Genomic DNA, 25,445 nt, shown 5'->3' with positions numbered 1-25,445 from the left:
CCATGAATATTCAGGGGATGAGTTATTGGGATTCTTTGTTTTTGATGATTTGCATGATGGCAGCAGGAGGATGCCCGGCTTGATAGAGCTTCTTCATAAGATCAATGTAAGGCGCTGAATACGAGAAAAACGTTTTATAGCCATGACAAAGGTAGTTTTGATCAGGCTTACCCGAAGAGGAGAAAGAAAAACGATGTTTAGGGCAGCCGCCATTGCACACCGCACGATATTCACAACGCAAACAATCTTGAGAAAGTGATTGCTTTTTATCTTGACCAAATTCTTGGTTCGCGCGGCTTTCGTTTATCTCTTTGATGGTAGTGGTATGGATATTCCCAAGCTTAAATTCTGGAAAGACATAATGGTCACAGGCGTAAATATCGCCATTGTTTTCCATCGCAAAGGCACTGCCACACGTTTCGGAAAACACACATAATTGTGCTGGCTGGCCACATGTCATTGCAAAGGTATTCTCAAATAGCTGTACCCACACCTTTCCGACATCTTGCCGTACCCACTCTCTAAAAATTGCAGCCATAAACAAGCCGTAATGTTCTGAACCCACGCTCCAATCACAAAGAGCTACCGCTTCCGACCGCCCAGGATGTAACAGGGTTAAGCCATCTTCCGTTTGCTGCTGCGCTTCACGTTCCACCAACGGAATGAACTGCATGTGCGCACTTCCGATCCCCTTAAGGTAGTGATACACCTCTAACGGAGATTTGGCATTCACATCACTGATAACGGTTAGTGTATTAAACTCAACACCAAAGGATTTGAGCAGATTAATCGCCGCTTCAACTTTGTGGTGAGTAGGTTTCCCTGAGCGTGTTTTACGATAGGCATCATGCAGATGTTGTGGGCCATCAATCGAAATGCCAATTAAAAATTGATGATCTTTGAAGAACCGACACCACGATTCATCAAGCAGTAAACCGTTGGTTTGCAGAGTATTGGTGATGGTTTTACCTAAGCCGTATTTAGCTTGCAGAGCCATCGCTTTTTCGAAGAAAGCCAACCCTAACAACGTCGGTTCGCCACCTTGCCAAGCAAAAGTCACCTCATTGGACGATTGCGCTTCAATATGTTGGATAACATAACGCTCCAACGTGGCGTCATCCATCTTCCAAGAGGTCGGTGAACTGGCAGATTCAGGATAGAGTTTTTCTTTTTCAAGATAAAAACAGTAGCTGCAATCAATGTTGCATTTAGAACCCGAAGGCTTTGCCATAACATGACAGCCTTGAGGTGAAAAAGTATCTATACCCATCTTCGATTACCTACTCAATTTCGATATGGGCATGCTAAAAACTGATAAGCTTCGTCAATAGGACAAATGTCCGAAAAGCGGTGGTTTTAATCAGTGAAAGTCAGTAAACGCTATTGAGATCACATCCACTGATCGAATATCAATACAACAATATGTGCTCTCCAAACATTGATACGAATACCCGTTCTCAAACGATTCAAATAACGATTTGGCTGTGTGCTACTAAAGAGTGCTTCATGCTTCCCTACAAGCTCAAACGGGGCTGAATAAAGTCAATAAACGCCGAGATACGTTTAGAGACCGATGACGACTTGTAGTAAACCGCATTCACTCGCTCTCGGTCTGTGTTGGCAAGTTTGTCTTGTTCCAGAATAGGGATTAGACGCCCTGCTGCCATATCTTCCTGCACCATAAACCCCGATAAACAAGCTATCCCATTTCCAGCTAATGCCAGTTGACGCACGGTTTCACCATTACTGGCTGTCACGGTAGGCGCGACATCACTTTGGTTTGGTAAAGGCCAATGGTTAAGCACTTTGTTCCCTGAAAAACCCACAATTTGATGTGAACTCAAATCTTCAGGTTTGGTGGGTAGCCCACGCTTAGCGAGATAATCAGGTGACGCCACAATATGGAGTAAACTTTTGCCTAACGGGCGCGCGTGCAGTGTTGAGTCGGACAACTTACCGATTCGAATCGCAACATCAGTTCTCTTTTCCAGAAGATCAACGAAGCCTTCGTTGGAAGTGAGTTCCAACTCAATGTCTGGATAAGCCTCTTTGAATGACTGCACCAAAGGCACTAGCTGATGGAATACGAATGGACTGGCGGCATCGACTCTTAAACGACCTTTTGGCAACTCTCCGCGCGACACGATTTCTTCTTCCGCGCTCTGGATCATCTGTAACCCCAACCTGACTGAATCGACAAACTGCCGTCCTTCTTCCGTCAATTCCACGCGTCTCGTTGTTCGGTTGAATATTGAGACGCCGAGTTGCGACTCAACCTTACTCACCGAGCGAGACACCTTGGCGACTTGCACGTCCAGCGCCTCTGCCGCCGCAGAAAAACCACCAGCATCGACGACGGTGAGTACTATTTCTAAATCATCTGAACGGGTTAACATGAGGCTCCTTCGCTATCTTCATTTTGTTTAATGTCATCTCGCTTGTGCTCATCACAGCTCTAATCATCTGTGTCTTTTCGATCTCATCAGCTTAATCCAATGATCGGCTAACTCTCCAATTATTGCAAATAACACAAAGGTTATTTGTTAATGACGGCATTTTTCACAAATATATTTTGCTAGATAATCCTCGCCATCAAACGAAGCGCTCCTATTGCAGTCACAAGCTGCCCCATTTTATCGCGCTCGGTATTTAACAAAGAACAGTAAGAGAGATGATTATGCCACTAGCATTACTCGCATTGACGCTCAGCGCCTTTGCCATCGGAACCACAGAATTTGTCATCGTAGGCTTGATTCCTACCATGGCGAGCGACTTGAATGTATCTCTGCCATCAGCAGGTTTATTAGTCAGTTTATACGCGCTTGGCGTTGCTATTGGCGCACCAGTATTAACGGCATTAACCGGCAAATGGAATCGTAAATCGGTGTTGCTGGCCGTGATGGCATTGTTTGTCATTGGTAACTTATTGGCGTGGCAAGCTCCAGGCTATAACACGCTGATCGCCGCACGAATTTTGACTGGCCTTGCCCATGGTGTGTTCTTCTCGATTGGGTCGACCATCGCGACAGGTTTGGTTTCAAAAGATAAAGCAGCCAGTGCCATTGCGATCATGTTTACGGGTTTAACGGTTGCATTGGTGACCGGCGTACCACTGGGCACTTATATCGGCCAAACCTTTGGCTGGCAAGCAACCTTCTTGATCGTGACTCTGCTTGGTCTTATTGCTCTTATCGGTAGCGCTATCTTGGTTCCAAGCAACCTTAAGCAACCACCAGCGGCGAAGATTTCGGCACAGCTAAAGGTTCTAACTCAACCACGCTTACTGTTGGTTTACGCTATCACAGCACTAGGTTATGGCGGCACATTCACAGCGTTTACGTTCCTTGCTCCAATACTGGAAAACGTATCAGGGTTTGATTCGAGCTCAATCAGCTTAATCATGTTAGTCTACGGTGTGTCAGTAGCGGTCGGTAACATCTGGGGCGGTAAAATGGCCGACAAGATGGGCCCAATTAAAGCACTGACCGTTATCTTCTCTGGTTTAGCCGCAGTACTGGTGGTATTCAACTTTACCGCAGTAAACCCTTACGCAGCTGTTGCCACCATTTTGGTTTGGGGTGCATTCGCATTCGGTAACGTTCCAGGGCTACAAGTGTATGTTGTTAAACTGGCTGAGAAATACACACCAGACGCCGTCGATGTCGCTTCTGGATTGAACATTGCAGCCTTCAACGTCGGTATTGCATTAGGCTCATGGGGCGGTGGTTTGATTGTCGCAAAATCTGGATTAATGAACACCCCTTGGGTAGGTGCTGTGATCGTTTTGATTGCTCTTGTTCTGACTCGATTCAGTGGTGCGTTAGATAAGAGAGGTCAACAAGTAGGCTCTCCTATCCAAAACATCTAGTTGGTCACTCAATAAATAAAATGGCGAATAGACTATCTATTCGCCATTTTTCTTTATTGAAAATCACCTTACTGATAAGTTCACCGCTAATACCTGATATAAGCGAATCAACATTGCTTCAGAAATAATTAGTATGGATACTATCAAATGTATTTTTTTAATATCAATTAGTTATTTAATTTGTTTTTTAATAATTTACTCATTAACTTTGATTTAGATCAATACTAATTAATTAACAATAATACCTTACGAAATCAAAGCCATATTATTTAGTTTTCACCCAATTGGGTGATGATAAAGACATCAATTGGTGACTAATATCTAGATAAGATAGTGGAAAACATAAGACAATATGAAAATATCCGCTTGATGCAAGCTTAAGGAATGAGAGATGCAGATATCAGAAAACACAATTCCATTAGATCATGGGTTTAATAAATCCCCTTCTGAATTAGAAGAGGAAATTAAAGATGGGCTCATAGAAATTGGGATTGAACATGCCACTTTAGTTATCATGTCAAAAAACAAAAAACCTGTTTTCAAGTATATAAAAAGTGTTAATGATAGAATCTCTATTTCAAAGCGAGTCACAGAGAAGCTTGACTCTTACCTATCTTTACTCTCAATGGATAAGAAAGGTCAATTATTCCATAGCCAGGACACCATAATTGAAAATCGAATCTTTGATCATCAAGAGCTGTCGATCATTACCCATGCTCTAAATCACTATTCAATCACTGATGAACTCTCTTACAATTATGAGATAGTCATTGTTCTCCACAGCATAAATGCACTGAATCCAGAAGAATTCCGCCAACTTGAGCTCATCTGTGACATCACTATCGCTTGGGCAAATTCTTGGATAGCTCACCATACAATGTTGTTGCATTGGAACCGCTACGCCGAACCTACAACCACAACCCTGCCCCCGATTCTTACAAAATCGGAGCTTGTTGTTTTAGAACTAATAATCAAAGGGTTAACTGGTTCAGAAGTAGCGAAAATACGCAATGTATCCAAAGAAACAGTCAGAACCCAAATCAAAAGCATTCTTCACAAAACTCAATGTAAAAATCAAAATCAGCTGATATCACGCTTTGGACAAGGCCAGTGGTTGATGAATAAATCAGCGCGCTTAGTTTACACATAATTCCGTCGAAAAACGCAACAAGGTAGGGTACTTATGTCACACCACCTTCCATCTCCATATATATGTTTAATTACTAGAGATGTCGTTTTATCTAGGGTTATACAAGACATTTTGAAATTTGCATTCCCATTGAGTCAGTTTCAAGTTCTTGAATCGTTTTCTGAACTTAATGTTAGTTATAGAGGCATCGTCATTTACGATAGGCAAACCATCCCCATGCCAAACAAATGTGGTTTATCTATCGTAAATAGGAAGGACAAATGGATTGCGATCAACATTACTAGTTCAAGTTGTTATGACTATTTACAGCTTGGATTCTTTGGTCAAATTGAAACCAATCACTTTGAATTTCTGCCTAAAGCCATTAAGTCTATTCAAGATGGTGAATTATGGTTCCCACGTCATGTGATGGAAAGTTTCATTATTGATTTATGCATTAATGACACACAAAAAACACCGATATCTATAACAGAAAAAGTTACGAGTAAATTTTCTTTGACGAAAAAAGAAAGGCGCGTTTTTGAGTTAATGTTACAAGGATTTTCGAACATTCAAATAGCAAGAGACACTAATGTGAGCATAAATACTGTAAAGACTCACGCTTACAACGTGATGTCTAAGTTAGATGTTCACTCGCGGTATGAATTATTTGCAAAAGCACATGAATTAACTGTTTAAAATTAGCACTCTTTTCATACTTGTTTATTAGATATATCACCCACCTTTGCGAGGCATATATCTCAACGACAAATTATTATCTAGTTGTTGTCAGTAATAACACAGGTAATGAGGGAATAATTATGAAAAAGTTAATGATAGCAGTAGCGGTAGCAGGAGTGATGTTTAGTGTAAATGGTTTTGCAGCATCAAATAGCGCATCTCCAGTAAGCTTCCAGGAGGTTGGGTTTCAATACAGTAATGATGCTCTGTTTGCTAACGCAAGTAACAGCGATGGTGCACATATTCGTATGGAAGGCACTATCCCACAACGTTGTGTGCTCAACTTACAGGCAGAAGGGCAAGCAAACTCAGTAAATGGCGATATCCGTTTAACAGGTATGCTCGATGACAGTAAAAACACAATTCTAGGTCTAACTAGTAAACCTGTAGCTAAACTTCGCGCGTGGTGTAACTACGGAAAATCAATGGATGTCGATATGACCGCAACACCATTCAAAATGACTCGTTTTGGCATGGCCATTGGTAAAGAACGCATCGATTACACATTACAAGCAAATCAAACCGATGTTTTCGATACGAGCAACGCAAGTGATGGCCTGTTTGGTCATACAACAGGCAACTTCAAAGTCAAATGGAGCGGTAAACATCAAGAAAACAAAATTGCTGAAATTCCTCTTTCTATCACAACAGAAGGTGCAGCTTTAGCAAGAGCAGGTAACTATCGCTCAACTGTGTATGTGAAACTCCAAGCAAAAACTTGTCACGCATTTTGCGGATTTTAGTTCATAAATTCGAGCCCACTAAAGTGGGCTCTTGTCACCAAGGAAGGGCTTTATGAAAACAACTATTTTAATTTTTAGCCTATTACTGCATCACGTCGCTGCCTTTTGCTATGAAATAACGCCCATGTACCAAGAGATGCAAGAGTTTGGCAGAAAAGCACTGACAAGCTACACCATCAATAATACTCAAGACCGTTCACTTCCAGTCGAAGTGGTCGTATACGATGTGACCTATGACGAAACAGGAGAAGTGCTCACATTAAATGAAGACAGCTTTCTAATTCTTCCCCCTCAAATTATGGTTAACCCCTTAAGTTCACAAAAAATTCGAGTTCGCTATATCCCAAGTGATGCTCTCACCACAACAAAATTGTATCGAATTGAATTCAACGAATTAGAAGTGAAAGGCCAAGAAGATAAAGAAAGTAAAATCAAAACACTACTGAGTTTTTCAACCCTCGCCTTTGTCTCACCAAACGCCTTAGAACCAACAATGAAAACCTCGCTCAAAGACAACAATATCATCGTTGTTGAAAACACAAGTAAAGTGCTCGTCAATCTACTTCAATCAGTGTTCGAACTGCAGACCAGTGATGGAAAAAAAGACCTTCCTTGGAATGAGATTGATACAAAAACAAGTGGTTACTTGATGCCAGGTGCGATCGCACATTACCCAATCCCAACGATTCTCGGCAATGTGAGTGGCATATCTGTAAAGCAAGAAAAATAACATTGAATTAAAAGCTTATACATTTTTAGTACTAGGAGGGGAACATGATCCGATCTTACGCAGCCCTCCTGTGTATCTCTTTATGTTTATTTGTAGAGCCTAGCGCTTATGCTGCTGATTGGTTGTTCCCATTCCCAATTAACTATCTCGGCTCAACGGTGGGCGATATCGATGCATTTTCTGATGGTAAAACCGTATCTAAAGTGAACACCGTTCAACTGAATGCACTTATTGGTCCTGTCCTGTCATCAGAAGTGTCAGGCAAGCTATCTTCATACAAAGAAAACTTTATTCCAATTGATGTCCTTGAAGAGTGGGGAGTTTTACTCTCTTTCTCCCCATCTGATATGGAGATTACATTGTCTTTTGTTCAAGATGCTAAAAAAGAGCAGACCCTGACATTCAACACACCTTACTCTCCCCCGATCTATTCAAAGTCATCATTTTTCACCAATATTAATAACTTGAACTTTGGCGTCTCTGATACACGAGGAATCGAAACTCAAAGTGACGAGCAACAATGGAATATTGAGTGGCTATCTACAGGTAACTTCGCTGGTGCTCGGGGAGTGAATTATAAACTTTCAGGGTATTTTGATGGCGGAACCGAAGACGAACAAACCTTCTATCGTGGTGATGTATCTGCCTTTGTCGACCGAGCGGATGTCCCTTATCGATTAACTTTTGGCGACCAAGTCAACAGCACGTCTGGGCATCTACCAAGTGAGCAATTTGGTGGGATCGGTTTTGAACGCAATTACTCAGCATTGCAGCCGAATCGCAGTATTCAAGTTGGCGGTACACAAGCGCTCATCCTAGAAGAATCAGCCGACATTGACCTCTACATCAACGGTTCTTACATCACTGAATTTCGTTTACCTCCAGGCCGTTACCAATTAGACGACCTACCGCTTTCTTCGGGAAGCAACGATGTTCGCTTGGAAATTGAATATCAATCAGGTCGAACTGATTCCATTCTCTATAGCGTGTTCTACAACTCTAAACTACTCAAAGAGGGAATCTCTGATTTTGGTTTGTACCTTGGTGCCCCTTCTGAAATTGAAGACAACCGCTATGAATACGATACTGGGAGTCTTATTTCCACCGCCTATTATGACTATGGTTTAACCGACTATTTGACGCTGGGGTTGAATGGGTTCTATCACAAAGATGGTTTCATATTAGGTGGTATATCTACCCTTGGTACACCACTGGGTAATATAGGCCTGCGGCTCTCTGGCAGCCAATCCAACGAGTATGACGAAACGGGGTACATCGCAAGTTTGGATTACGCAGCCTCCCTTTGGGATCAAAATAACTACAGTGCACCCAACTTGCGTATTGCGCTTGAATCTTATGATTCCTTTTCCTATCAACCTTGGACTGAAGAAGGTTCTACTGGCCATTCGGCAGCTGTCAGCTATACCTTTGGCATTACCGACGATATTTACTTATCCCTTTCATACAACCTAGATAAAGAAAGTGGCTACGATACTGAATGGAGTGCAGAAGCTTCAACATCTTGGTCTTATTCAAATGTTGTTATTGGCTTAGGTGTCACTCACGAAGAAGATCCGAACGAGGGAACTTCAAATACTGAAGGTGTGGTTTCGGTCGACTGGACTTGGAGTTCAGATGATGGTCAATACTCTGCAGATCTCGGTTACGCTAGTGACACTGAAGTATTAAGAGCCAACTTCAGCAAACCGAGTAAAAACCAAGTTGGTCAATATGGTTATGCGTTATCTGCAGACGTTGAATCTGATCAAGGCCAATATCAAGTACGTGGCGACTATGTAAGCAACCGAATTCGCTACGACGGTGACATCACCTATTACAACGCCACCGAGTCTGAAGACACCGTAGTCACCTCATTTAGACCAAGTACAGCGTTTACTATTAGCGACGGCGCTTTATCTTGGTCGCGCCCGATATACGGTGCGGCAGCGGTCGTACAAGTTCACGACACCTTAGAGTCTGAGGTACTGATCAACAGTGATGACGACGACAAAGCCGAAGCTATCTCTTCAAATAGTCTCAATAATGCCGTGAGCCTTTCCACCGCTCATACCTCTCAAAGCTTTACAGTGTATGCGCCCGATGCTCCGATTGGCTACGACATTGGTAACTACTTCTACAACGTTACTCCAGGAGCCTACACCAGCCACATTTTCACTGTTGGCTCAGACGCATCTAAAACCGTTATTGGCAAATTGAGCTTAGATGATGGGAAACCTCTATCACTAACTCAAGGTTACTTCATCAACGATACAGGCGATTCCATTCCATTTTTCACCAATAAAGGGGGTCGGTTCGTTGTAGAAGGGATCCGCAGCGGGCACTACAAGATTCAAACCATGGACTCAGAGATTATGGGACACATAAACATCTCGGAATCAGAGGACAATTTAATTCGTCTTCCAGAGATTCAACTCATACAAGGAGCGAACCATGAATAGAAAACCCTTAATAAAGACAATGCAATGGTTATTGGCGTCAACTCTACTTGCGTCATTTCTTGCATCACCCTCAATAGCTTTTGCCGCGAATTGCGCAGGCGTTTGGGACATCACTCAATTGAGCAATGCACCGATCGAATTTGATAAATCGGGCTATGCCAATATCCGATTTGAGTTGAAAAAACTTCGCTCTAAAGCTGAACAATGCGCACTAAAATCTGTGCGTTTAAAGGTGCTCGACCGTCCAAAATCTTCACATATTCACTTCATTAATCAGAATCAAACCATGCTGTCTTATGACCCTAAAGAGCGTGAATATTTACTTAGCTCTCAGCAGAATCGTCCGGTTCGCTTCTCATTAGTCGATCCCAAAGCAAAAATTAATTATGCGGCCAAGTATGCGGTGCCATTTCTCGTCAAATTGCAGTTCAAAAACGACCAGACCGTGACACTCTCAGCAAACGCAAACTACAAAGTTAAGTCATTCGTTTCTTTAGATTGGTCTGGCCGAGGTAACAATTTTCATAAAACAACATCAGGGTATCGCTGGGCTTTGGGTGTTCTATCAAACAGCAAGCGCTATCAAACCGACTTTGTAATCAGCTCAAATTCACGCACCGAGCTATGGGTAAAACCCAAATATCGACAGCTGGTCAATTCTCAGAATCCAAAATGGACGATTGAGTACAAACTTATCGTTGACGGGACTGAAATATCACCAACGCATCAAATGCTTCCGATAAAGCGTTATTCAAGGGGAAGACACAATATCCCTTTTGACTTAAAAATCACTGGAAATACAAACCTATCGCGAGCAGGACACTACAAAGAAGAGCTACAGATACAAGTAAAAGCCATAGACCCCATTTACTGAATGAGCAGGGGATACTCACGGGCTTTGAGTTTTAGAGACAAGGGTGAACCATATGAATATATTGAAATTCATCATCAAACAACGCCACTGGATGATAGCCTGTGTGGCACTGAGTATCTTATGTTTGCACATTGGTGATATTAGAAAGTTGATTGGGTTTGTTGAAAAAGACCAACAACATAGAACTCAGCTCATCCAGTTTCTTGTCCGAGATAATATATCCCGAACATTAGAAATATTAGGGGCTACGTTATCGCCTTCACTTGGCCACGTCGATATTAATAGCTTGGAAGGGGTACTTCATTCATCTTCATTTCCTTTCAGTAGTAGCGATATTCAAATCGTCGCGCGTCGCTTTGGTTTAAACCCTGAGTCGTCTACATTTACCAACGCAATCAAACATAAAAATACACTTTGGGGTTTAGATTATGACCAAGCAAACTCTCAAGTACATCTAATCGCAGGTAGCATAAAACCACCCAATTATTTTGAAACCCATTTTGACTTAATGCCCTACTTCCCGAAAATTAATTCTGGGTGGAACACCATCATAATGATTGAGAATGAGAAAAAAGAAGTCTTCATGCCTTCTGGTGAGCCAGCGAAAATCACGTTCACCAACAACCTCATTAGATCCGATCAAGTAAATGCTGATTCAACCCTCCACTTTACCGAGACACACCTCGGGAACTTACCGTTCTTTAGGCTCAGCTCTCACGACAATCGATATTTTCATTTGATCACAGTGCCTCTCCCCCAACTAAACGCGAAATTGTTGGTGTTCGACAACATGACCTCCTCCGTTGTTGAGATCATTGTCTCATTGCAAAATCTCATTGAGATCATTCTGTTGTTGGGGTTGTTCTACGTATTAATGCAGGCGTTTTCTCGCTATCAAGACAGAACAGCGCAAGCACTACAATCAGATACGCTTACAGGGCTTAAAAACCGGCTTTACCTTGAAACTGCAAGTTCGCGTATTGAACAAACCCAACAACATGAACAAGCTCGCTGTGTCGGCGTTATCGCCATAGACCTCGACCATTTTAAGATGATCAATGATAAATATGGCCATCACATAGGCGACTGTGTTTTGGTTCGAGTGAGTGAAATATTGTTGGAGAGTGTTAGAAGGCACGATGAGTGCTATCGGATCGGAGGTGATGAATTTATTGTGATCATTAAAACAGAGAAGCAATCTGATATCGTAAAACTCGCCGACCGTATTCGCGCTAAAATATCAAGCGATCAGCAGTTGCACAATCAAGTCAACGGAGGCATTTCAGCTTCATTAGGGCTTGTGGACTTATCAACAGGTCAATCAATTGAAGAGGCCATCATTTCTGCTGATGAACTTTTGTATCAAGCCAAGCACCGAGGAAGAAACCTAGTACAGAGCTCAATTTAAGGCGATGAACAAGGATATAGCATCGAATGAAATCATTCGGGATAAATGAACATTAAAGAAAGCCTATAAAGTCTCATTCCACCTCTATTAATGGTGATTTTTAGCACAACAGTCGGTATAAGTTGAACAATCAATATGCCGACAACACGATGACCAATGAAATATTCAGACTTTAGCCTTATTCCAACTTTCGTTGCGATTATGGAAGAGCGCAGTTTTAGCCGCGCTGCAAAAAGGCTTGGTGTCAGTCAATCTGCAATAAGCCAAAGTGCAATTCGACTTAAGGCTCTATTTGATGACCCCTTATTTCTCCGTGAAAGCCATGGAATAACACCTACTCAAATGGCAATCAGTATCTATCCGACGCTAGCCTCTGCGGTCGAAGACATCAAACTCACTACACCTTATTATCGTACCTTTGACCCAAAACATTGTGAGCGAGAGTTTGTCGTCTCTGCGTTAAGTGTATTCGGTTTAAGCATCCTACCTGTCGCATCAAAGCTTATTGGTCAAGCAGCTCCCTTGGCAAGCATCAAAGCAGAAGCACATGTAAGCCAATCAGAGACAATAAGTATGTTGAGAAAAAGGTTCGATATCACCTTAGACGTTGATTATGGTCAATACCCACAACTATGTTCAGAAGTGATCGTCAAAAACCAGCTCAATGTTATTTGCCGCAAAGAACACCCTCGATTAACTGGTTCGACTATTACAGCAACAGAGTTTTTAAATGAAAGACATGTCACACATACGGTACCCGGTCAGGTGCAAAGCTATTTACTGAATAAAGGGCTAACTGCAGAAAGGTTATTAAGAAAACGAGACATTGCATGGCACTCGAACAGCATCACGGAAATGTTGCCGATTATTGAACAAAACGACTATATCGGCATATTTCCAAGCACACTTTTAGATCAGTACTTTCGTCATTTCAACCTGAAAACATTGCAATGCGATTTCTTACCTGATTGGTTGAGTATTTCAATGTTCTGGCATGCATCAAGAAACAATGACCCAAGCCATCAATGGCTTAGGAGTATTTTTTCTGAAACATCTAAACAGCTGATTCAAAACGATTAAATCATTTCTCAAGTATCGACGAGCTTACTCGTTATCGATCGCTTTCAGCACTTTACATGGATTACCGACGGCAACCACATTGGCTGGGATGTCTTTGGTCACCACACTGCCTGCGCCAATCACGCTGTTTTCGCCAATGGTGACACCGGGGCAGATGATTACACCACCGCCAAGCCAAACATTGTCGCCAACATTAATCGGTGTGCCAAACTCAACGCCTTCTTCTACACGGCCTTTCACATCGAGTGGGTGACCTGCAGTCAGGATTTGAACATTCGGGCCAAGCAGCACATTGTCGCCAATGGTCACTTCAGCCACATCCAAAATCACACAGTTAAAGTTAGCGTAGAAGTTCTTGCCCAGCTTGATGTTCGAGCCGTAGTCACAACGAAATGGAGGTTCTAGATGCGCATTTTCACAGCCCGGAATGAGCTCTTGCGTTGCCGCTTCCCATTCAGGTGTGTCAGGAATACTGTTATTGAGTTTTTGAAGCACCTTACGACATTCGATACGAGCTGAATAAAGCTCTTTATCCCAAGCCTGATAGGGTTCGCCTGCTAGCATTTTTTGTTTTTCTGTTTTCACGTTACTTACCTGTTCTCACATCACTTAGCTATTTTCATATTACTTAGCTAGTTTCACATTACTTAACTAATGCTGGTCAATTCATCGACCAAAAACGCAATATCGCATATCTAAATAACAGTGAATAAGGAGTGTTTGAGCTTGGTTTAAGAGATGCGCAGCTCATCACTTTTTGTAGGTAAAATATGAAATTCGAACAGTGCTAATTTAGCTTCGCTATCGAATCACGTAGCACCAAACTGCCGGTGGTATTGATGGTGGTCGCTTGCTCTGTTTCACCGACAATTTGCAGGATCGCCTTTTGCGTCATTTGCTCTAATGGCACACTGACAGACGTTAAGCTTGGCGTTAAAAACGCCCCCACTTTGCTGTTATCAAAGCCGACGATAGAAACGTCTTTAGGTAATGAGTACCCAAGTTCAGTTAACGCCTTAATCGCACCAATCGCCATATCATCGTTTTCCGACAAGATAGCAGTGAATATGGTTTTGCTTTTAACCAGAGCCTGAGCCGCGTGATAACCGCTCTCCATCGTCCAATCACCTCGAACAACTTTGGCCTCATCCAATGCAGTACCATGTTTAGTTAGCACATCTTGATAGGCTTGGTAACGCAACTCATCTGTCGAAGAACCGGCTTTTCCTCGAATCACTGCAATGCCTGTATGGCCTTGCTCGATGATGTGTTCAACCATCAAACAAGCGCTCTGATAATGGTCGGTGGTAATGGCATGATTAGGCTTCGACGGCATTTCTCGGTTGAGTACAATAATCGGTGTGTCAGTGCTTTCGATGACCTTTGCAATCTCACTTTCATTTAAGCACTGTGGGTAGATGATGATGCCCGCGCACTTCATATCCAGCAGGAAGTTTATCGCCTTTCTTTCGTCTTCGGCGCTGTGTTTGCCATCGGTGATCACCAGTTGGTGATTCGACTTTTCGCTATAAGAAGCCGCGTGATACATCAAGGAAGAGAAATAAGGGCCATTGAACAACTCATTGGTGATTACAAAGCCGATGAAATTGGTCTTCTTGGTCGCCAATTGCTGAGCCAACAAGTTCGGTCGATAACCTGTTTCTTGAATCGCATCAAATACCTTTTTCACCACATCTGGGCGCACGATGTTCTTGCCATTTAAGACACGAGAAACAGTCGATTTAGATACGCCTGCGCGGTTTGCGACATCAAGCATGGTTACCATTCGCTTCTTTTCCTTTATAAAAAATTAGCCGACATAGGCCGACTAATTCATTGCAAAATGACAGCTCACAGTTCACATAACTGCGCTGGGAAATGCATTCTAAATAGTGGCACCGTTAGATGCAATCACGCCTTTATACCACTCGAACGACTTCTTGCGTTTGCGTTCTAGTGAGCCAGATTGATCGTTGTGCTTATCTACGTAAATGAATCCGTAGCGTTTTTTCATCTCGCCCGTGGTGAACGACACTAAATCGATACAGCCCCAAGGGGTATAACCCATCAAATCAACACCATCAATCGCAACGGCTTTTTTCATCTCTTTGATGTGGTCGCCAAGGTAAGCGATGCGGTAGTCGTCATTAATGCTGCCATCTTCTTCAATGGTATCAACAGCGCCAAAACCGTTCTCAACGATAAACAATGGCACTTCATAACGTTCATACAGAGACGCTAAACAGAAACGCAAACCCGTTGGATCAATTGGCCAGCCCCAATCGCTAGACTGGATGAACGGGTTATCGACCGAATTTTCATGACCGCCGTCCATCGCTTCTTCTGTAGATTGGTGAGAAGACGAGTCCAAAGTATTCGACATGTAGTAACTAAAGCCAAGGTAGTCCGCTTTGCCTTCTTTCAAGATCTGTTCATCTTCTGGCTGCATCTCAATATTGAAGCCTTTAATAGCCCAATCACGCTTGGCGTAGCTTGGGTAGTGACCGCGTACCATTACATCTGAGAAGAAATAGCGATCACGCATCGCTTGCTGTGCCACCATAATATCTTCTGGCTTTGAAGAACGAGGATAGAAAGGCACCATCGCACACATTGCGCCGATTTGAAGATCTGGATTGATCTCGTGACCTTTTTTAACCACCAACGCACTGGCAACAAATTGGTGGTGAACCGCTTGATACATGGCTTCTTGCGGCTTTTCGCATTGTGGAAACTTCACACCAGAGCATAACCAACCGAAGATGTCTGCCGAAGTGTTCATCTGGTTGTTGATCTCATTAAACGTCATCCAGTATTTCACTTTGTGTTGGTATCGCTCCATCACCGTAGTTGAATACTTAACGAAGAAGTCGATCACTTTACGGTTCATCCAGCCGCCATATTCGTTAGCTAGATGGTAAGGCATTTCAAAGTGACTCAGTGTTACCACAGGCTGAATGTCGTATTTCAACAGCTCATCAAACAGGTCATCGTAAAATGCTAAACCCGCTTCACATGGCTCAGCTTCATCGCCATTTGGGAAAATACGCGTCCAAGCGATACTGGTACGGAAACACTTAAAACCCATCTCAGCGAGTAACTTAATGTCTTCTTTGTAGCGATGGTAGAAATCCACTGCGACTTGGTTTGGATAGTTTTCGCCATCAATCACGCCATCGGTGATTCGACGTTGTACACCATGAGCGCCCGCTGTTAATACATCAACAACACTGACACCTTTACCATTCACATCCCAGCCGCCTTCTAACTGATGTGCTGCAACCGCACCACCCCATAAAAAATCGTTCGGAAATTCGTTGTTCATACCATTACTCGCTACAAGTTATTCGTGAAAAAGACCAGGATTAGAGCTGCGCTCACAACTCTGAAACCGATTTCAATAAAAGCAAAGATACAGATTGAAACCGGTTTCAGCAACAGTTAAAAGATCTTTTTTGATCGAGCTAAAGACTAATCAAGAGTCAGCATTACGATCAATGCTGCTCAAAATACTGATCATGCAGTGATTTGCCAGATTGGTCTTGAGTTCCCGGGTAGAACTGAACGAGTGTCTGATCGGCTAGTGTGAGGTGAATCCAACCCTCTTTGACTTTCAACCAGTTGGTGCCGTTGGTCTCATAGACCGCAGGAAAATTGCCCCAGCCTGACTCTGATACCTGCAGCTCTTGAAAGCGGTCGATCGGCGTTAGCTTATTGCTGTCGAAGTTTGCGTCGGCATAGACTGATAAAGGTTCAATAGCATCGTTTGGCTTAAACGTGTAACAGCTGACAGCGGCTGAAATGCGATCAAACCACTGGTAGGGTTGTGCGCCTGTTAAATCGTAGACCGTGCAATCGTTAAATTGAATGGCCCACTCTTGATGGGCTTTGAAGCCAAGATACCCAACGGGTTGGGATGGTTCAGGCTTCGAGTCAGCCTCTGGTTCATATACCGGTTCTGAGGTAGCACATCCCATCAGCCCAAGACTAAAAAGGAAAGTCACAGCACGCTTCATCATTGTAATACCTCAGTTCCGTTAGTAGATGAGTAACTCAATTAAGTCTCTACATTAAACGGTAAGTTCCAAACGATTACCATCAGGATCGAGTACACAGCTCTCATAATAGCCATCGCCTGTTCTTCTTGGGCCATCTAAGCGCTCATAGCCGTCTTCGACCAAGCGTTGAGTGAGTGCATCGACCGCTTGCTCCGACCCCAATGAAATCGCCATATGAACAAAGCCTGTAAACTGATCATAGATGTCATCTTTCGATTCAGGAACCGAATCCATTTCCATGATCTCTAGGCGGCTTCCAGTTTCAAATGAGAGGAAGTACGAAGAAAACCCTTTGGTTGGGTTGTGATATTTTGAGTTCGATGTCGCACCGAAATAGTCTTCGTAAAATCTCTTCAAAACTTCGAGTTTTTTGGTCCAAATTGCGATGTGTTCAATCTTCATTTTGTTTGCCTAAGTTTGATGTCTAACGCTAGATTACCCGCCAAATCAGGAAGGATAAACAGAACAGAATTCATCAAAAGTGTTCCTATTTAGCGAGCCGTTTGGTTATCAAAATCACAACAATTAGCTGCACAGTATTAATATCTAAGCTTGTGTAATATATAGCTTTGATCAATAGTCGGTGTTTTACACATTCTGAGATATACGCCGTGAACTTTCTAAAATTAATAACTCTCGCTGCGATATGGGGCGGTTCGTTTCTGTTCATGAGAATTGCCGCTAATCCATTGGGCCCAGCAGTGTTGATTGAAGCAAGAGTACTATTTGCAGCAATCACGCTACTGTTGGTGTCTTTGTATTTAAGAAAAAAGCTGACGTTCAACACTCACGCTAAACACTTCTTTATTCTTGGGTTGTTTAATACCGCAGTTCCCTTTTTACTGTTCGCTTATGCCGCGCAGACACTGAACGCCTCGACACTCGCCATCTTGAACTCTACCGCGCCAATATGGGCAGCAATCATTGGTGCGGTATGGACTAAAACAGCACTCGAGGCGCGAGTTCTATTAGGACTTGGGATTGGGGTAGCGGGAGTAGGAGTACTCGTTGGTTGGGATGCAATAAACATTGGCCATGAGGCTGTACTTCCTATTTTAGCTGCGGTGATGGCTGCCTTTAGCTACGGAATAGCATCAAACTATACCAAACAAGCACCTAAAGTTGAGGCATTCAATAATGCACATGGCAGCATGTGGGCGGCGGTCTTAATCGTATTGCCGTTTGTCTTTTTTATGCCGATGAGAGAGGCTCCGGATCTAACCATCACCACATCGGTGATCTTATTAGGCGCCGTGTGTACTGGCCTTGCTTACTTGCTTTACTTCAATCTCGTTTCTGAATTGGGTGCGCCTTCGGCTCTGTCTGTTACCTTTTTGATTCCAGTGTTTGGCATCTTATGGGGCAACCTTTTCTTAGACGAAGCGATTGGCCTTAATACTATTTTCGGATCGGTTCTGGTTATTACCGGTACCATGTTAGTAACCGGTATGACGCCTTCTAAGATGATAGAGAGCGCCAAACAAAAACGAGCAGCAAGAGCGGCTCGTTAATCAGCCATGTATTGTTGAATCTTGTTTCTCAACCACTGATGAGCAGGATTCAAATCGGTTCTCTTATGCCAGATCATGTATTGCTGCATCGGTAAGATTTCAAACGGCTGATCAAGGACTTGAAGCTGGAAAGGTTCAGAAAATTGATTGGCAAAATCACGCGACGTACTGCCAACACAATCTGAGCCCGATACCAGCACACACATGGTCATCAGTGAGTCACACTCTGCACTCACTTTTCTCTGTTTCAGTGGTGACTTGGTAAAATAATCTGCCGTATATAAACGGGTTCGACGCATTCTAAAAGTAACATGCTTTTCGTTGTAATATTGCTCTTCAGTCACTGAACCATTGATTCTAGGATGCCCCTTTCGAGCTATCAATACGAGTGCATCCTCAATCACAGGCTGCTTCATGTAGCCGTTAACTTGCGGGTAATGGATATCAATCGCTAAATCAGCTTGTTGCATGCTCAAGCCTTGCAATAATTCTTCTTCGTTGTTCGGCACCATATTGAATTCAATCGAGATATTGCCCAACGTCTCATCTTGCTCGACGAGAGGTTGAAGCTTGGTTAATCCAATCTCATTCACCAGGATACGAAACACATGATGCTGCTGATTATCAAATGTCTTTAAAGTGCTTACTGCGCTGCTTATCCCTTCTAGAGCAGGCTCTACTCGGTCTGCCAATTGCACCGCAGCGTTAGTCGGAATAATCCCACGCCCTTCACGAATAAACAGGTCGGTATCAAGCTGAGATTGCAATCGCTTCAATGCCCCGCTAACCCCAGGCTGAGTCATACCAAGCGATTCTGATGCAAGCGTGATCGACTTTAATCGATACACTTCTAAGAACACGCTCAATAGATTTAAATCCAACTTTTCCACGTCGCTCACCGTTACTCTCCCTGTCAATGTGGTCTTAATCAATCATAGGTCAGGATTCGCCTTCGTTCCCCAACCATTGCATGACTCAATACATAGCCAATCGTGATGTATTAAATAAAGCTTACTTTATTTTTTGCTATATGTCTTATTCCTATAATCGCCTCAACGAAACAAAATTCTGAAATGAAGAGGCTCTTATGACGACTTCACGCACGTTCAAAAATGCATCACTGTTCCTAGCTATCTCGCTCGCATTCCCTGCAGTTGCAGCTAACCATGACCACGCACACTTCAGCGAAATTGGCGACCAAGGTGGCAAAAGCGCAACCGAGATGACGACCAAGGCAAACCAAGAGTTCGCAAAAACACTTAACTTTGCCGACACTCGCGCTTTCGACAATAACAACAAGGGTCTTATTGCTAGCTTCGACCAAGAGACGGGCGACATCATTCGCAATAGCTTTAACTTTATCGACCCAAGTGTGACGAATGCAGACCAAGCACCAGATTCAGTAAACCCTTCACTGTGGCGCCAAGCGGTATTGAACCAAGCAGCAGAAGGCTTATATGAAGTTGTTCCGGGTAAAGTTTACCAAGTTCGAGGTGCTGACTTAGCGTCTATCTCTTTCATTCGTAGTGACAACGGTTGGATCGCTTACGACGTTCTTCTTACCAAAGAAGCGGCCGCTAAATCACTCAAATTCTTCAAGAGCAATGTGCCTGATGGCGGCGAACTGCCCGTCGTTGCTATGATTTACTCTCACTCGCACGCTGATCACTTTGGTGGCGCAAGAGCAATCAAAGACGCATACCCAGATGTAAAAGTGTACGGTTCGAAAAACATTACTAAAGAGATCGTCGACGAAAACGTATTGGCGGGTAATGCAATGTCTCGTCGTACCGCTTATCAGTATGGTGCAACCCTGAACCGACACGAGCACGGTATTGTTGATGCTGCACTGTCGAAAGGGCTATCAACCGGTAGCATTACTTACGTACTGCCAGACTACGAGCTGAACCATAACGAAGAGATTGAAACTCTGGTTATTGACGGCCTAGAAATGCAATTCATGGATGCTTCAGGTACCGAAGCGGCCTCTGAAATGGTGACGTATATTCCAAGCATGAAAGCACTTTGGACTGGCGAACTGACTTACCAAGGCATGCATAACCTGTACACGCTGCGTGGCGCTAAAGTACGTGACGGCTTGAAATGGTCTAAGAAGATCAACGAGATGTTAGTCACTTGGGGTGAAGATACTGAGGTGCTGTTTGCGTCTCACTCATCGCCAATCTGGGGCGAACAAGAGATCTCTGATTACCTAAAAATGCAGCGTGACGCTTACGGTTTTACTCATAACCAAACGCTTCGCTTAGCCAATAACGGTGTGGTTCTGCAAGATATCGGGGACGAGATTTACAAGGTAATGCCAGACAGCATTCAACAGTCTTGGCACACCAACGGTTACCACGGCACTTACTCTCACAACGCTCGTGCGGTGTACAACATGTACCTTGGTTACTTCGACATGAACCCAGCTAACCTAAACCCATTGCCAATCAAGCCAGAGTCAGTGAAGTTTGTTGAGTACATGGGCGGCAGCGACGCTGTGATTGAAAAAGCGCAGCAAGACTTCCAAGAAGGTGAATACCGCTTCGTTGCAACAGCACTGAATAAGGTGATTCAAGCAGAACCAGAGAACAAAGTTGCACGCGGCTTATTGGCTGATACTTACGAGCAGTTGGGTTATCAATCAGAAGGTGCAGGTTGGAGAAACATCTACCTAACCGGCGCTCAAGAGCTTCGTATTGGCACACAACCGGGCGCACCGAAAACAGCATCACCGGATGTGTTAGCGAACATGACCATTGAAAACCTACTCGACTACTTAGCCGTAAAAGTGGATTCGCTAAAAGCACAAGAAACACCATTTACGTTGAATATTCAGCTACCAGACGTGCAAGAGTTCTACTACGTTGAAATGTCTAACGGTAACCTGAACAACATTCAAGTGAGCGAGCTACAAGACGCCGATACGACACTGATCATCAATAAGTCTGACGTGTCTGACATCGTGCTTAAGAAAACAAGCCTAGGAAAACTGTTAGAAGACGGACAAGCAGGCGTGAAAGGTGATAAGACATCACTTAACAAACTGCTGTCTTCACTGACAGAAGCTGACACCTCTTTTGAGATTGTACCGCGTCCAAACAAAGGCGAAGAAGTTGATGCAGAGCTATACCAAGATTCAGCGGTACACGCTCATTAAGCGCCAGATACACTAAATAAAAACAACAGCAGTTAGCTAGAAAAACGTTCTATAAAGAACATAAAAACAAGCCCCTACCTTTTGGTCGGGGCTTTCTTATTTGTTATCAATAAGTGTTTCTGAATCGCTACTGAGCTTGACCGTTTACTTCGCAATCCCAATAAGAAGGTGAACCATAATATTGAACAAAGTAGTCGATAAATACGCGTACCTTAGGTGCAAGCAACTGAGCACTCGGGTATACCGCCCAGATAGCCGCCTCATCTTTTAAAGGGTAATCAGGCAATACCTCAACCAGCGAACCTTCCGCGAGCTGCTTATAAGCAATCCATGACGCGCACATGGCAATGCCTAAACCATCAACACACACATCCCTTACCGCTTCACCGTGATCAACGCGGATAGCACCTTTCTTCTTGATGGTGACATCGCCTTCTGGTGTATCGAACGTCCAACCTTCTAAGCCGGTTTGATTGATGCATTGATATTGCTTGAGGTCTTCTGGTGTTTTGGGATAGCCATGAGCTGCCAAATATTCTGGCGACGCACACAGAATACGTTTATCAGTCGAGAGCTTACGAGCGATCAGGCTTGAGTTTTGTAGCTCCGCATTACGAATCGCCACATCAAAGCCGCCATCGACCAGATCGACAATTGAATCACTGAGTGAAATGTCCACCGACAGATCTGGATACTTAGCCAAAAAGCCTTTTAGCGCTGGCATAACATGCATGCGACCAAACGATGAAGGCGCAGATATTCGCAACACCCCTTTTGGTAATTCATTACCAGTTCCGACAGAGGCAACGCCCGCTTCGACACTCAAAAGGATTTGCTTGGCGTGAGGAAGAAATGCCATGCCTTCTTCGGTCAGGGAAACCTTCCGCGTGGTGCGATGCACAAGACGAGCACCTAGGCTCTCTTCGAGCTTTCCGATATGAATGCTGGCTACCGGAGGTGACAACCCAAGCTCTTGTCCTGCTTGACTGATATTGTGCGTAGACGCGAGTCGCACAAACAATTTTAGATGTTCAATATTCATCAATAATGGCTAACCTGCGCTGAGTACACGCTGCTTATTGGCCACAGCGGCACGAGGGATAATGTGAGTTTTAATATAGGCATTAAGCTTAAACCATGCAAAAGCGCCCGCTAAAACATTGGCGACGGTCGCAGCAATAACCGCATTGATCATGTCTCCGGTTATCGAGCCGAGCCATAACGCCGGAATGTAGAAAACAAACAAGCGTAAGAAAGAGACATTCAAAGCTTTACGAGGCACACCCAAAGCATTAAACACCGAAGCAACCAACATGCAAAGCCCAAGCGGCCCATAGCTGAACGGGATAAATAACAAGGTCACTTCAAACCAGCAGCGTATGTTTTGTTCTTCCGAGATGACAGGAATAATCCAGCCACTAAACAGCGCCAATAATGCGGCCATCACGGTGTGGAAAACTAATAAGAACTTCGCTGTTGTATTCAATAGCTCAGGGATTTTGCATCGCTGCTGCGCCCCTAGGTAACGACCAATCATAGGCGGGATAGACATGGTCAGAGCAAGAGAAAACACCAGCATAAAACTTTCAACACGGGCGAGTAAGCTCCAAAAAGCCATCTCATCGGTTCCGATTCTCGCAATCAAAAGCATTGAGAAGAACGCGCTGACCGCAGGTAATATCTGATTCGCAGTGGTTGGCATTACCGTCTTGAATAACTCAAAACTGTAGCCTTTGATTTGGTTACGGCACGCGCCATTGAAGCCAAACCAACCTTTGCCGCGAGACTTGATTAGCATGTAGATTGCGCCGAATGCGTAGCCAATGCTCGATGCGATCGCTGCCCCGGCAATGCCCATATCCAAGCCAAAGATCAGAATAGGGTCGAGAATTAGGTTAATCACGCTGGCAGCCAAGAACATGCTGCCGGTTGTTTTGGTATCGCCATTGGCACGATAAACGCAGGTGGCCAGATAAAGCACCGCCACCATCAATGCACTGAACAACCACAGTGGCCAGTACACATTAAAAATAGACAGCATGGATTGGTATTGAGCGTCAGAGACATCATTCACAAACGACGCAAAAACAGAATCGCTAAAAACAATCAGCCCTATGCAGATCAAAGCAATCACCAAGACTCCAAATCCGACCGACAGCGTGGCAATTGAAGTAGATTTACGTTGCTCTTTTGCCCCTACCGCTTGAGAAATAATGGACGTTGCCGCCACACCGATGCCCACTTGAACCCCGGTAAACGCCGCTTGGAATGGCAAGGTGATACCGTGAACCGCCAACTCATTAACCCCTAGCTGACCAATAAAGATCGAATCGACCAATTGCACCATCATGATCGCAAACACACCCAGCGTCAGTGGCAGCGTTTTCTCAATAATGGTTTTCAAAGTCGCGGATCTCATCTGCATAAGTCGGTTCACTCTTGTCTGTACCTTGGGGCTAATTACCTAATTGAGCAGTATACGAAGCTAAATGAAAAGGATAAGAGCGCCAGACAAGGAATGAGTTTTTAGATTTCGTTGACAATCGAATTGGCAAGATACCTTCAACGTTATAATAACCATCTAAGACATTGAATAAATTAAAATTATAAAACGCGCCAAAACTCTTAATAATTCGTTAATAGTGTTTCGTTTAATGGTTAATTGTTGGTTCGAACATTCCTCGCTAGCCTGAATTTAGGTCGCATTCACACTGAATAGGCTGAAATGAAATCTCTCAGAAGGAATATGGAAATGGCATATCAAGGTTATACAACGTTTAAAGCTCAAGCCGAGGATGGGATTCTTACCGTCACTTTTGACTTCGGTACTGTGAATGTTCAAGGGCAAGAGATGCTTGCCGACCTCAATGGTTTAGCAATGAGACTAGAGCGCGATCGTGACATCAAGGTCGTGGTATTTCAGTCAGCAAACCCTGAAGTTTGGGTCTGTCACTACGACACCAATTTATTGAAAGACATGTCGACAGAAGCCGTTTCTCGTGAAGAAGCGAAGTTACTCGACCTGCAAGTGGTGCTGGAAAGAATCAGCAAACTGCCACAAGCCACCATTGCCAAGCTTGAAGGGTTCGCCCGAGGTGGAGGCCACGAATTTGCACTGGCGTGTGACATGCGATTCGCGGCTCGCGGTAAATACAAATTCATGCAAATGGAAGTGGGTATGGGCATCCTTCCATGTGGTGGTGGCGCATCACGTATGGCACGCCAAGTCGGCTTAGGTCGCGCACTCGAAATCGTCCTAAGTGCACGAGACTTTGATGCTGACGAAGCCGAAGCATACGGCACCATCAACAAGGCACTAGAGCCGGATGAAATTGGCGAATATGTTGATACTCTAGCCAAACGAATCGCTCAATTCCCTGCCGAATCGATCAATGCATGTAAGCAAGCGGTGTACGAGTCTATCGATAAACCGATCGACGAAGCACTCAAAGCGGAAGCATATTGGTTGTATCAAGCTACGAGCAAAACCCCTGCGGTTAAGCGCTTCCAAATTGCCGATGAGCAAGGCCTAGAGCACGATATGGAAAACCAACGTAACTGGGAAACTCTGGTTATGAACGTTCAAGACATCAAATAACTCGGTCACTTCTCTTAATTTGGGTCAGCCACAAACTGGCCCATTGTCTTACTTAATCGTTAAACGCCAACGGTTAACCACCAAGT

The 25,445-nt window shown here is 43.8% G+C and carries 22 protein-coding genes; 12 read left to right on the top strand and 10 right to left on the bottom strand.

Annotated features, from left to right (window positions below; genetic code table 11):
• Positions 1-22: 22 nt before the first annotated feature.
• Positions 23-1,231 (bottom strand): anaerobic sulfatase maturase, encoded by a 1,209-nt coding sequence (locus HRQ85_RS02600; protein ID WP_253918822.1) that lies wholly within the window; start codon positions 1,229-1,231, stop codon positions 23-25.
• A 283-nt stretch (positions 1,232-1,514) separates the two neighbouring features.
• The gene (locus HRQ85_RS02595) at positions 1,515-2,396 is read right to left on the bottom strand and encodes a LysR family transcriptional regulator (protein ID WP_172378601.1); all 882 of its coding nucleotides are present in this window, start codon (positions 2,394-2,396) and stop codon (positions 1,515-1,517) included.
• A gap of 281 nt (positions 2,397-2,677) precedes the next feature.
• On the opposite strand from HRQ85_RS02595, the gene HRQ85_RS02590 reads away from it, so the two are divergent.
• The 9 genes from HRQ85_RS02590 (at position 2,678) to HRQ85_RS02550 (ending at position 13,032) form a co-directional block, all read left to right on the top strand.
• Complete coding sequence (locus tag HRQ85_RS02590) at positions 2,678-3,868, top strand: MFS transporter (RefSeq protein ID WP_172378600.1); 1,191 nt, start codon at positions 2,678-2,680, stop codon at positions 3,866-3,868.
• A 391-nt stretch (positions 3,869-4,259) separates the two neighbouring features.
• Entirely contained in the window at positions 4,260-5,018 is a 759-nt protein-coding gene (locus HRQ85_RS02585; protein WP_172378599.1) for a helix-turn-helix transcriptional regulator, read from the top strand.
• A 33-nt stretch (positions 5,019-5,051) separates the two neighbouring features.
• On the top strand, positions 5,052-5,696 hold the full coding sequence (locus tag HRQ85_RS02580; RefSeq protein ID WP_108093054.1) for a helix-turn-helix transcriptional regulator: 645 nt from the start codon (positions 5,052-5,054) through the stop codon (positions 5,694-5,696).
• Positions 5,697-5,818: 122 nt separating this feature from the next.
• Positions 5,819-6,481 (top strand): hypothetical protein, encoded by a 663-nt coding sequence (locus tag HRQ85_RS02575; RefSeq protein WP_102434231.1) that lies wholly within the window; start codon positions 5,819-5,821, stop codon positions 6,479-6,481.
• 52 nt (positions 6,482-6,533) lie between these two features.
• Complete coding sequence (locus tag HRQ85_RS02570; RefSeq protein ID WP_108093055.1) at positions 6,534-7,211, top strand: fimbrial biogenesis chaperone; 678 nt, start codon at positions 6,534-6,536, stop codon at positions 7,209-7,211.
• Positions 7,212-7,255: 44 nt separating this feature from the next.
• Entirely contained in the window at positions 7,256-9,670 is a 2,415-nt protein-coding gene (locus HRQ85_RS02565) for a fimbria/pilus outer membrane usher protein (RefSeq protein WP_172378598.1), read from the top strand.
• Positions 9,663-10,544, top strand: a complete 882-nt coding sequence (locus HRQ85_RS02560) for a hypothetical protein (protein WP_172378597.1) — start codon at positions 9,663-9,665, stop codon at positions 10,542-10,544. The genes HRQ85_RS02565 and HRQ85_RS02560 overlap by 8 nt, the downstream gene beginning before the upstream one ends.
• Before the next feature lie 52 nt (positions 10,545-10,596).
• Positions 10,597-11,952: a GGDEF domain-containing protein gene (locus tag HRQ85_RS02555; RefSeq protein ID WP_172378596.1), complete on the top strand. Its 1,356-nt coding sequence runs from the start codon at positions 10,597-10,599 to the stop codon at positions 11,950-11,952.
• Positions 11,953-12,108: 156 nt separating this feature from the next.
• Entirely contained in the window at positions 12,109-13,032 is a 924-nt protein-coding gene (locus tag HRQ85_RS02550) for a LysR family transcriptional regulator (RefSeq protein ID WP_172378595.1), read from the top strand.
• Positions 13,033-13,056: 24 nt separating this feature from the next.
• Here the strand turns inward: HRQ85_RS02550 and HRQ85_RS02545 are convergent, their stop codons facing one another.
• The 5 genes from HRQ85_RS02545 to HRQ85_RS02525 all read right to left on the bottom strand — a co-directional run bounded on the left by HRQ85_RS02545 (position 13,057) and on the right by HRQ85_RS02525 (position 17,492).
• Positions 13,057-13,617 carry a sugar O-acetyltransferase gene (locus tag HRQ85_RS02545; RefSeq protein ID WP_061037884.1) on the bottom strand — a complete coding sequence of 187 codons (561 nt, stop codon included), beginning with the start codon at positions 13,615-13,617 and terminating at the stop codon, positions 13,057-13,059.
• Positions 13,618-13,819: 202 nt separating this feature from the next.
• Positions 13,820-14,818 (bottom strand): LacI family DNA-binding transcriptional regulator, encoded by a 999-nt coding sequence (locus HRQ85_RS02540; RefSeq protein WP_050643444.1) that lies wholly within the window; start codon positions 14,816-14,818, stop codon positions 13,820-13,822.
• Positions 14,819-14,917: 99 nt separating this feature from the next.
• Positions 14,918-16,357, bottom strand: a complete 1,440-nt coding sequence (locus HRQ85_RS02535; RefSeq protein ID WP_172378594.1) for a 6-phospho-beta-glucosidase — start codon at positions 16,355-16,357, stop codon at positions 14,918-14,920.
• A gap of 169 nt (positions 16,358-16,526) precedes the next feature.
• Positions 16,527-17,051 (bottom strand): hypothetical protein, encoded by a 525-nt coding sequence (locus HRQ85_RS02530; RefSeq protein ID WP_172378593.1) that lies wholly within the window; start codon positions 17,049-17,051, stop codon positions 16,527-16,529.
• Between the two features lie 51 nt (positions 17,052-17,102).
• Entirely contained in the window at positions 17,103-17,492 is a 390-nt protein-coding gene (locus HRQ85_RS02525; protein ID WP_048609928.1) for a VOC family protein, read from the bottom strand.
• Positions 17,493-17,701: 209 nt separating this feature from the next.
• Between HRQ85_RS02525 and HRQ85_RS02520 the strand changes: the two genes are divergently transcribed.
• Positions 17,702-18,601: a DMT family transporter gene (locus HRQ85_RS02520; protein ID WP_082242634.1), complete on the top strand. Its 900-nt coding sequence runs from the start codon at positions 17,702-17,704 to the stop codon at positions 18,599-18,601.
• Here the strand turns inward: HRQ85_RS02520 and HRQ85_RS02515 are convergent.
• A complete protein-coding gene (locus HRQ85_RS02515) occupies positions 18,598-19,500 on the bottom strand; it encodes a LysR family transcriptional regulator (protein ID WP_048609931.1) in 903 nt (300 codons plus the stop codon). The genes HRQ85_RS02520 and HRQ85_RS02515 overlap by 4 nt on opposite strands.
• A 188-nt stretch (positions 19,501-19,688) precedes the next feature.
• On the opposite strand from HRQ85_RS02515, the gene HRQ85_RS02510 reads away from it, so the two are divergent.
• Positions 19,689-21,761 (top strand): alkyl/aryl-sulfatase, encoded by a 2,073-nt coding sequence (locus HRQ85_RS02510; protein ID WP_081229243.1) that lies wholly within the window; start codon positions 19,689-19,691, stop codon positions 21,759-21,761.
• 127 nt (positions 21,762-21,888) lie between these two features.
• Here HRQ85_RS02510 and HRQ85_RS02505 read toward each other — a convergent pair whose 3' ends face one another.
• The gene (locus tag HRQ85_RS02505) at positions 21,889-22,803 is read right to left on the bottom strand and encodes a LysR family transcriptional regulator (protein WP_172378592.1); all 915 of its coding nucleotides are present in this window, start codon (positions 22,801-22,803) and stop codon (positions 21,889-21,891) included.
• Between the two features lie 9 nt (positions 22,804-22,812).
• Positions 22,813-24,186 carry an MATE family efflux transporter gene (locus HRQ85_RS02500; protein WP_172378591.1) on the bottom strand — a complete coding sequence of 458 codons (1,374 nt, stop codon included), beginning with the start codon at positions 24,184-24,186 and terminating at the stop codon, positions 22,813-22,815.
• Between the two features lie 327 nt (positions 24,187-24,513).
• Here HRQ85_RS02500 and HRQ85_RS02495 point away from each other — a divergent pair, with 327 nt between their 5' ends.
• Positions 24,514-25,359, top strand: a complete 846-nt coding sequence (locus HRQ85_RS02495) for an enoyl-CoA hydratase/isomerase family protein (RefSeq protein WP_048609935.1) — start codon at positions 24,514-24,516, stop codon at positions 25,357-25,359.
• Positions 25,360-25,445: the final 86 nt, after the last annotated feature.

The sequence above is a fragment of the Vibrio sp. Vb339 genome, assembly GCF_902751245.1.
GTDB lineage: Bacteria > Pseudomonadota > Gammaproteobacteria > Enterobacterales > Vibrionaceae > Vibrio > Vibrio coralliirubri.
Note: the sequence above shows the minus strand (reverse complement) of the source record. Positions and strands in the feature narration are given on the sequence as shown.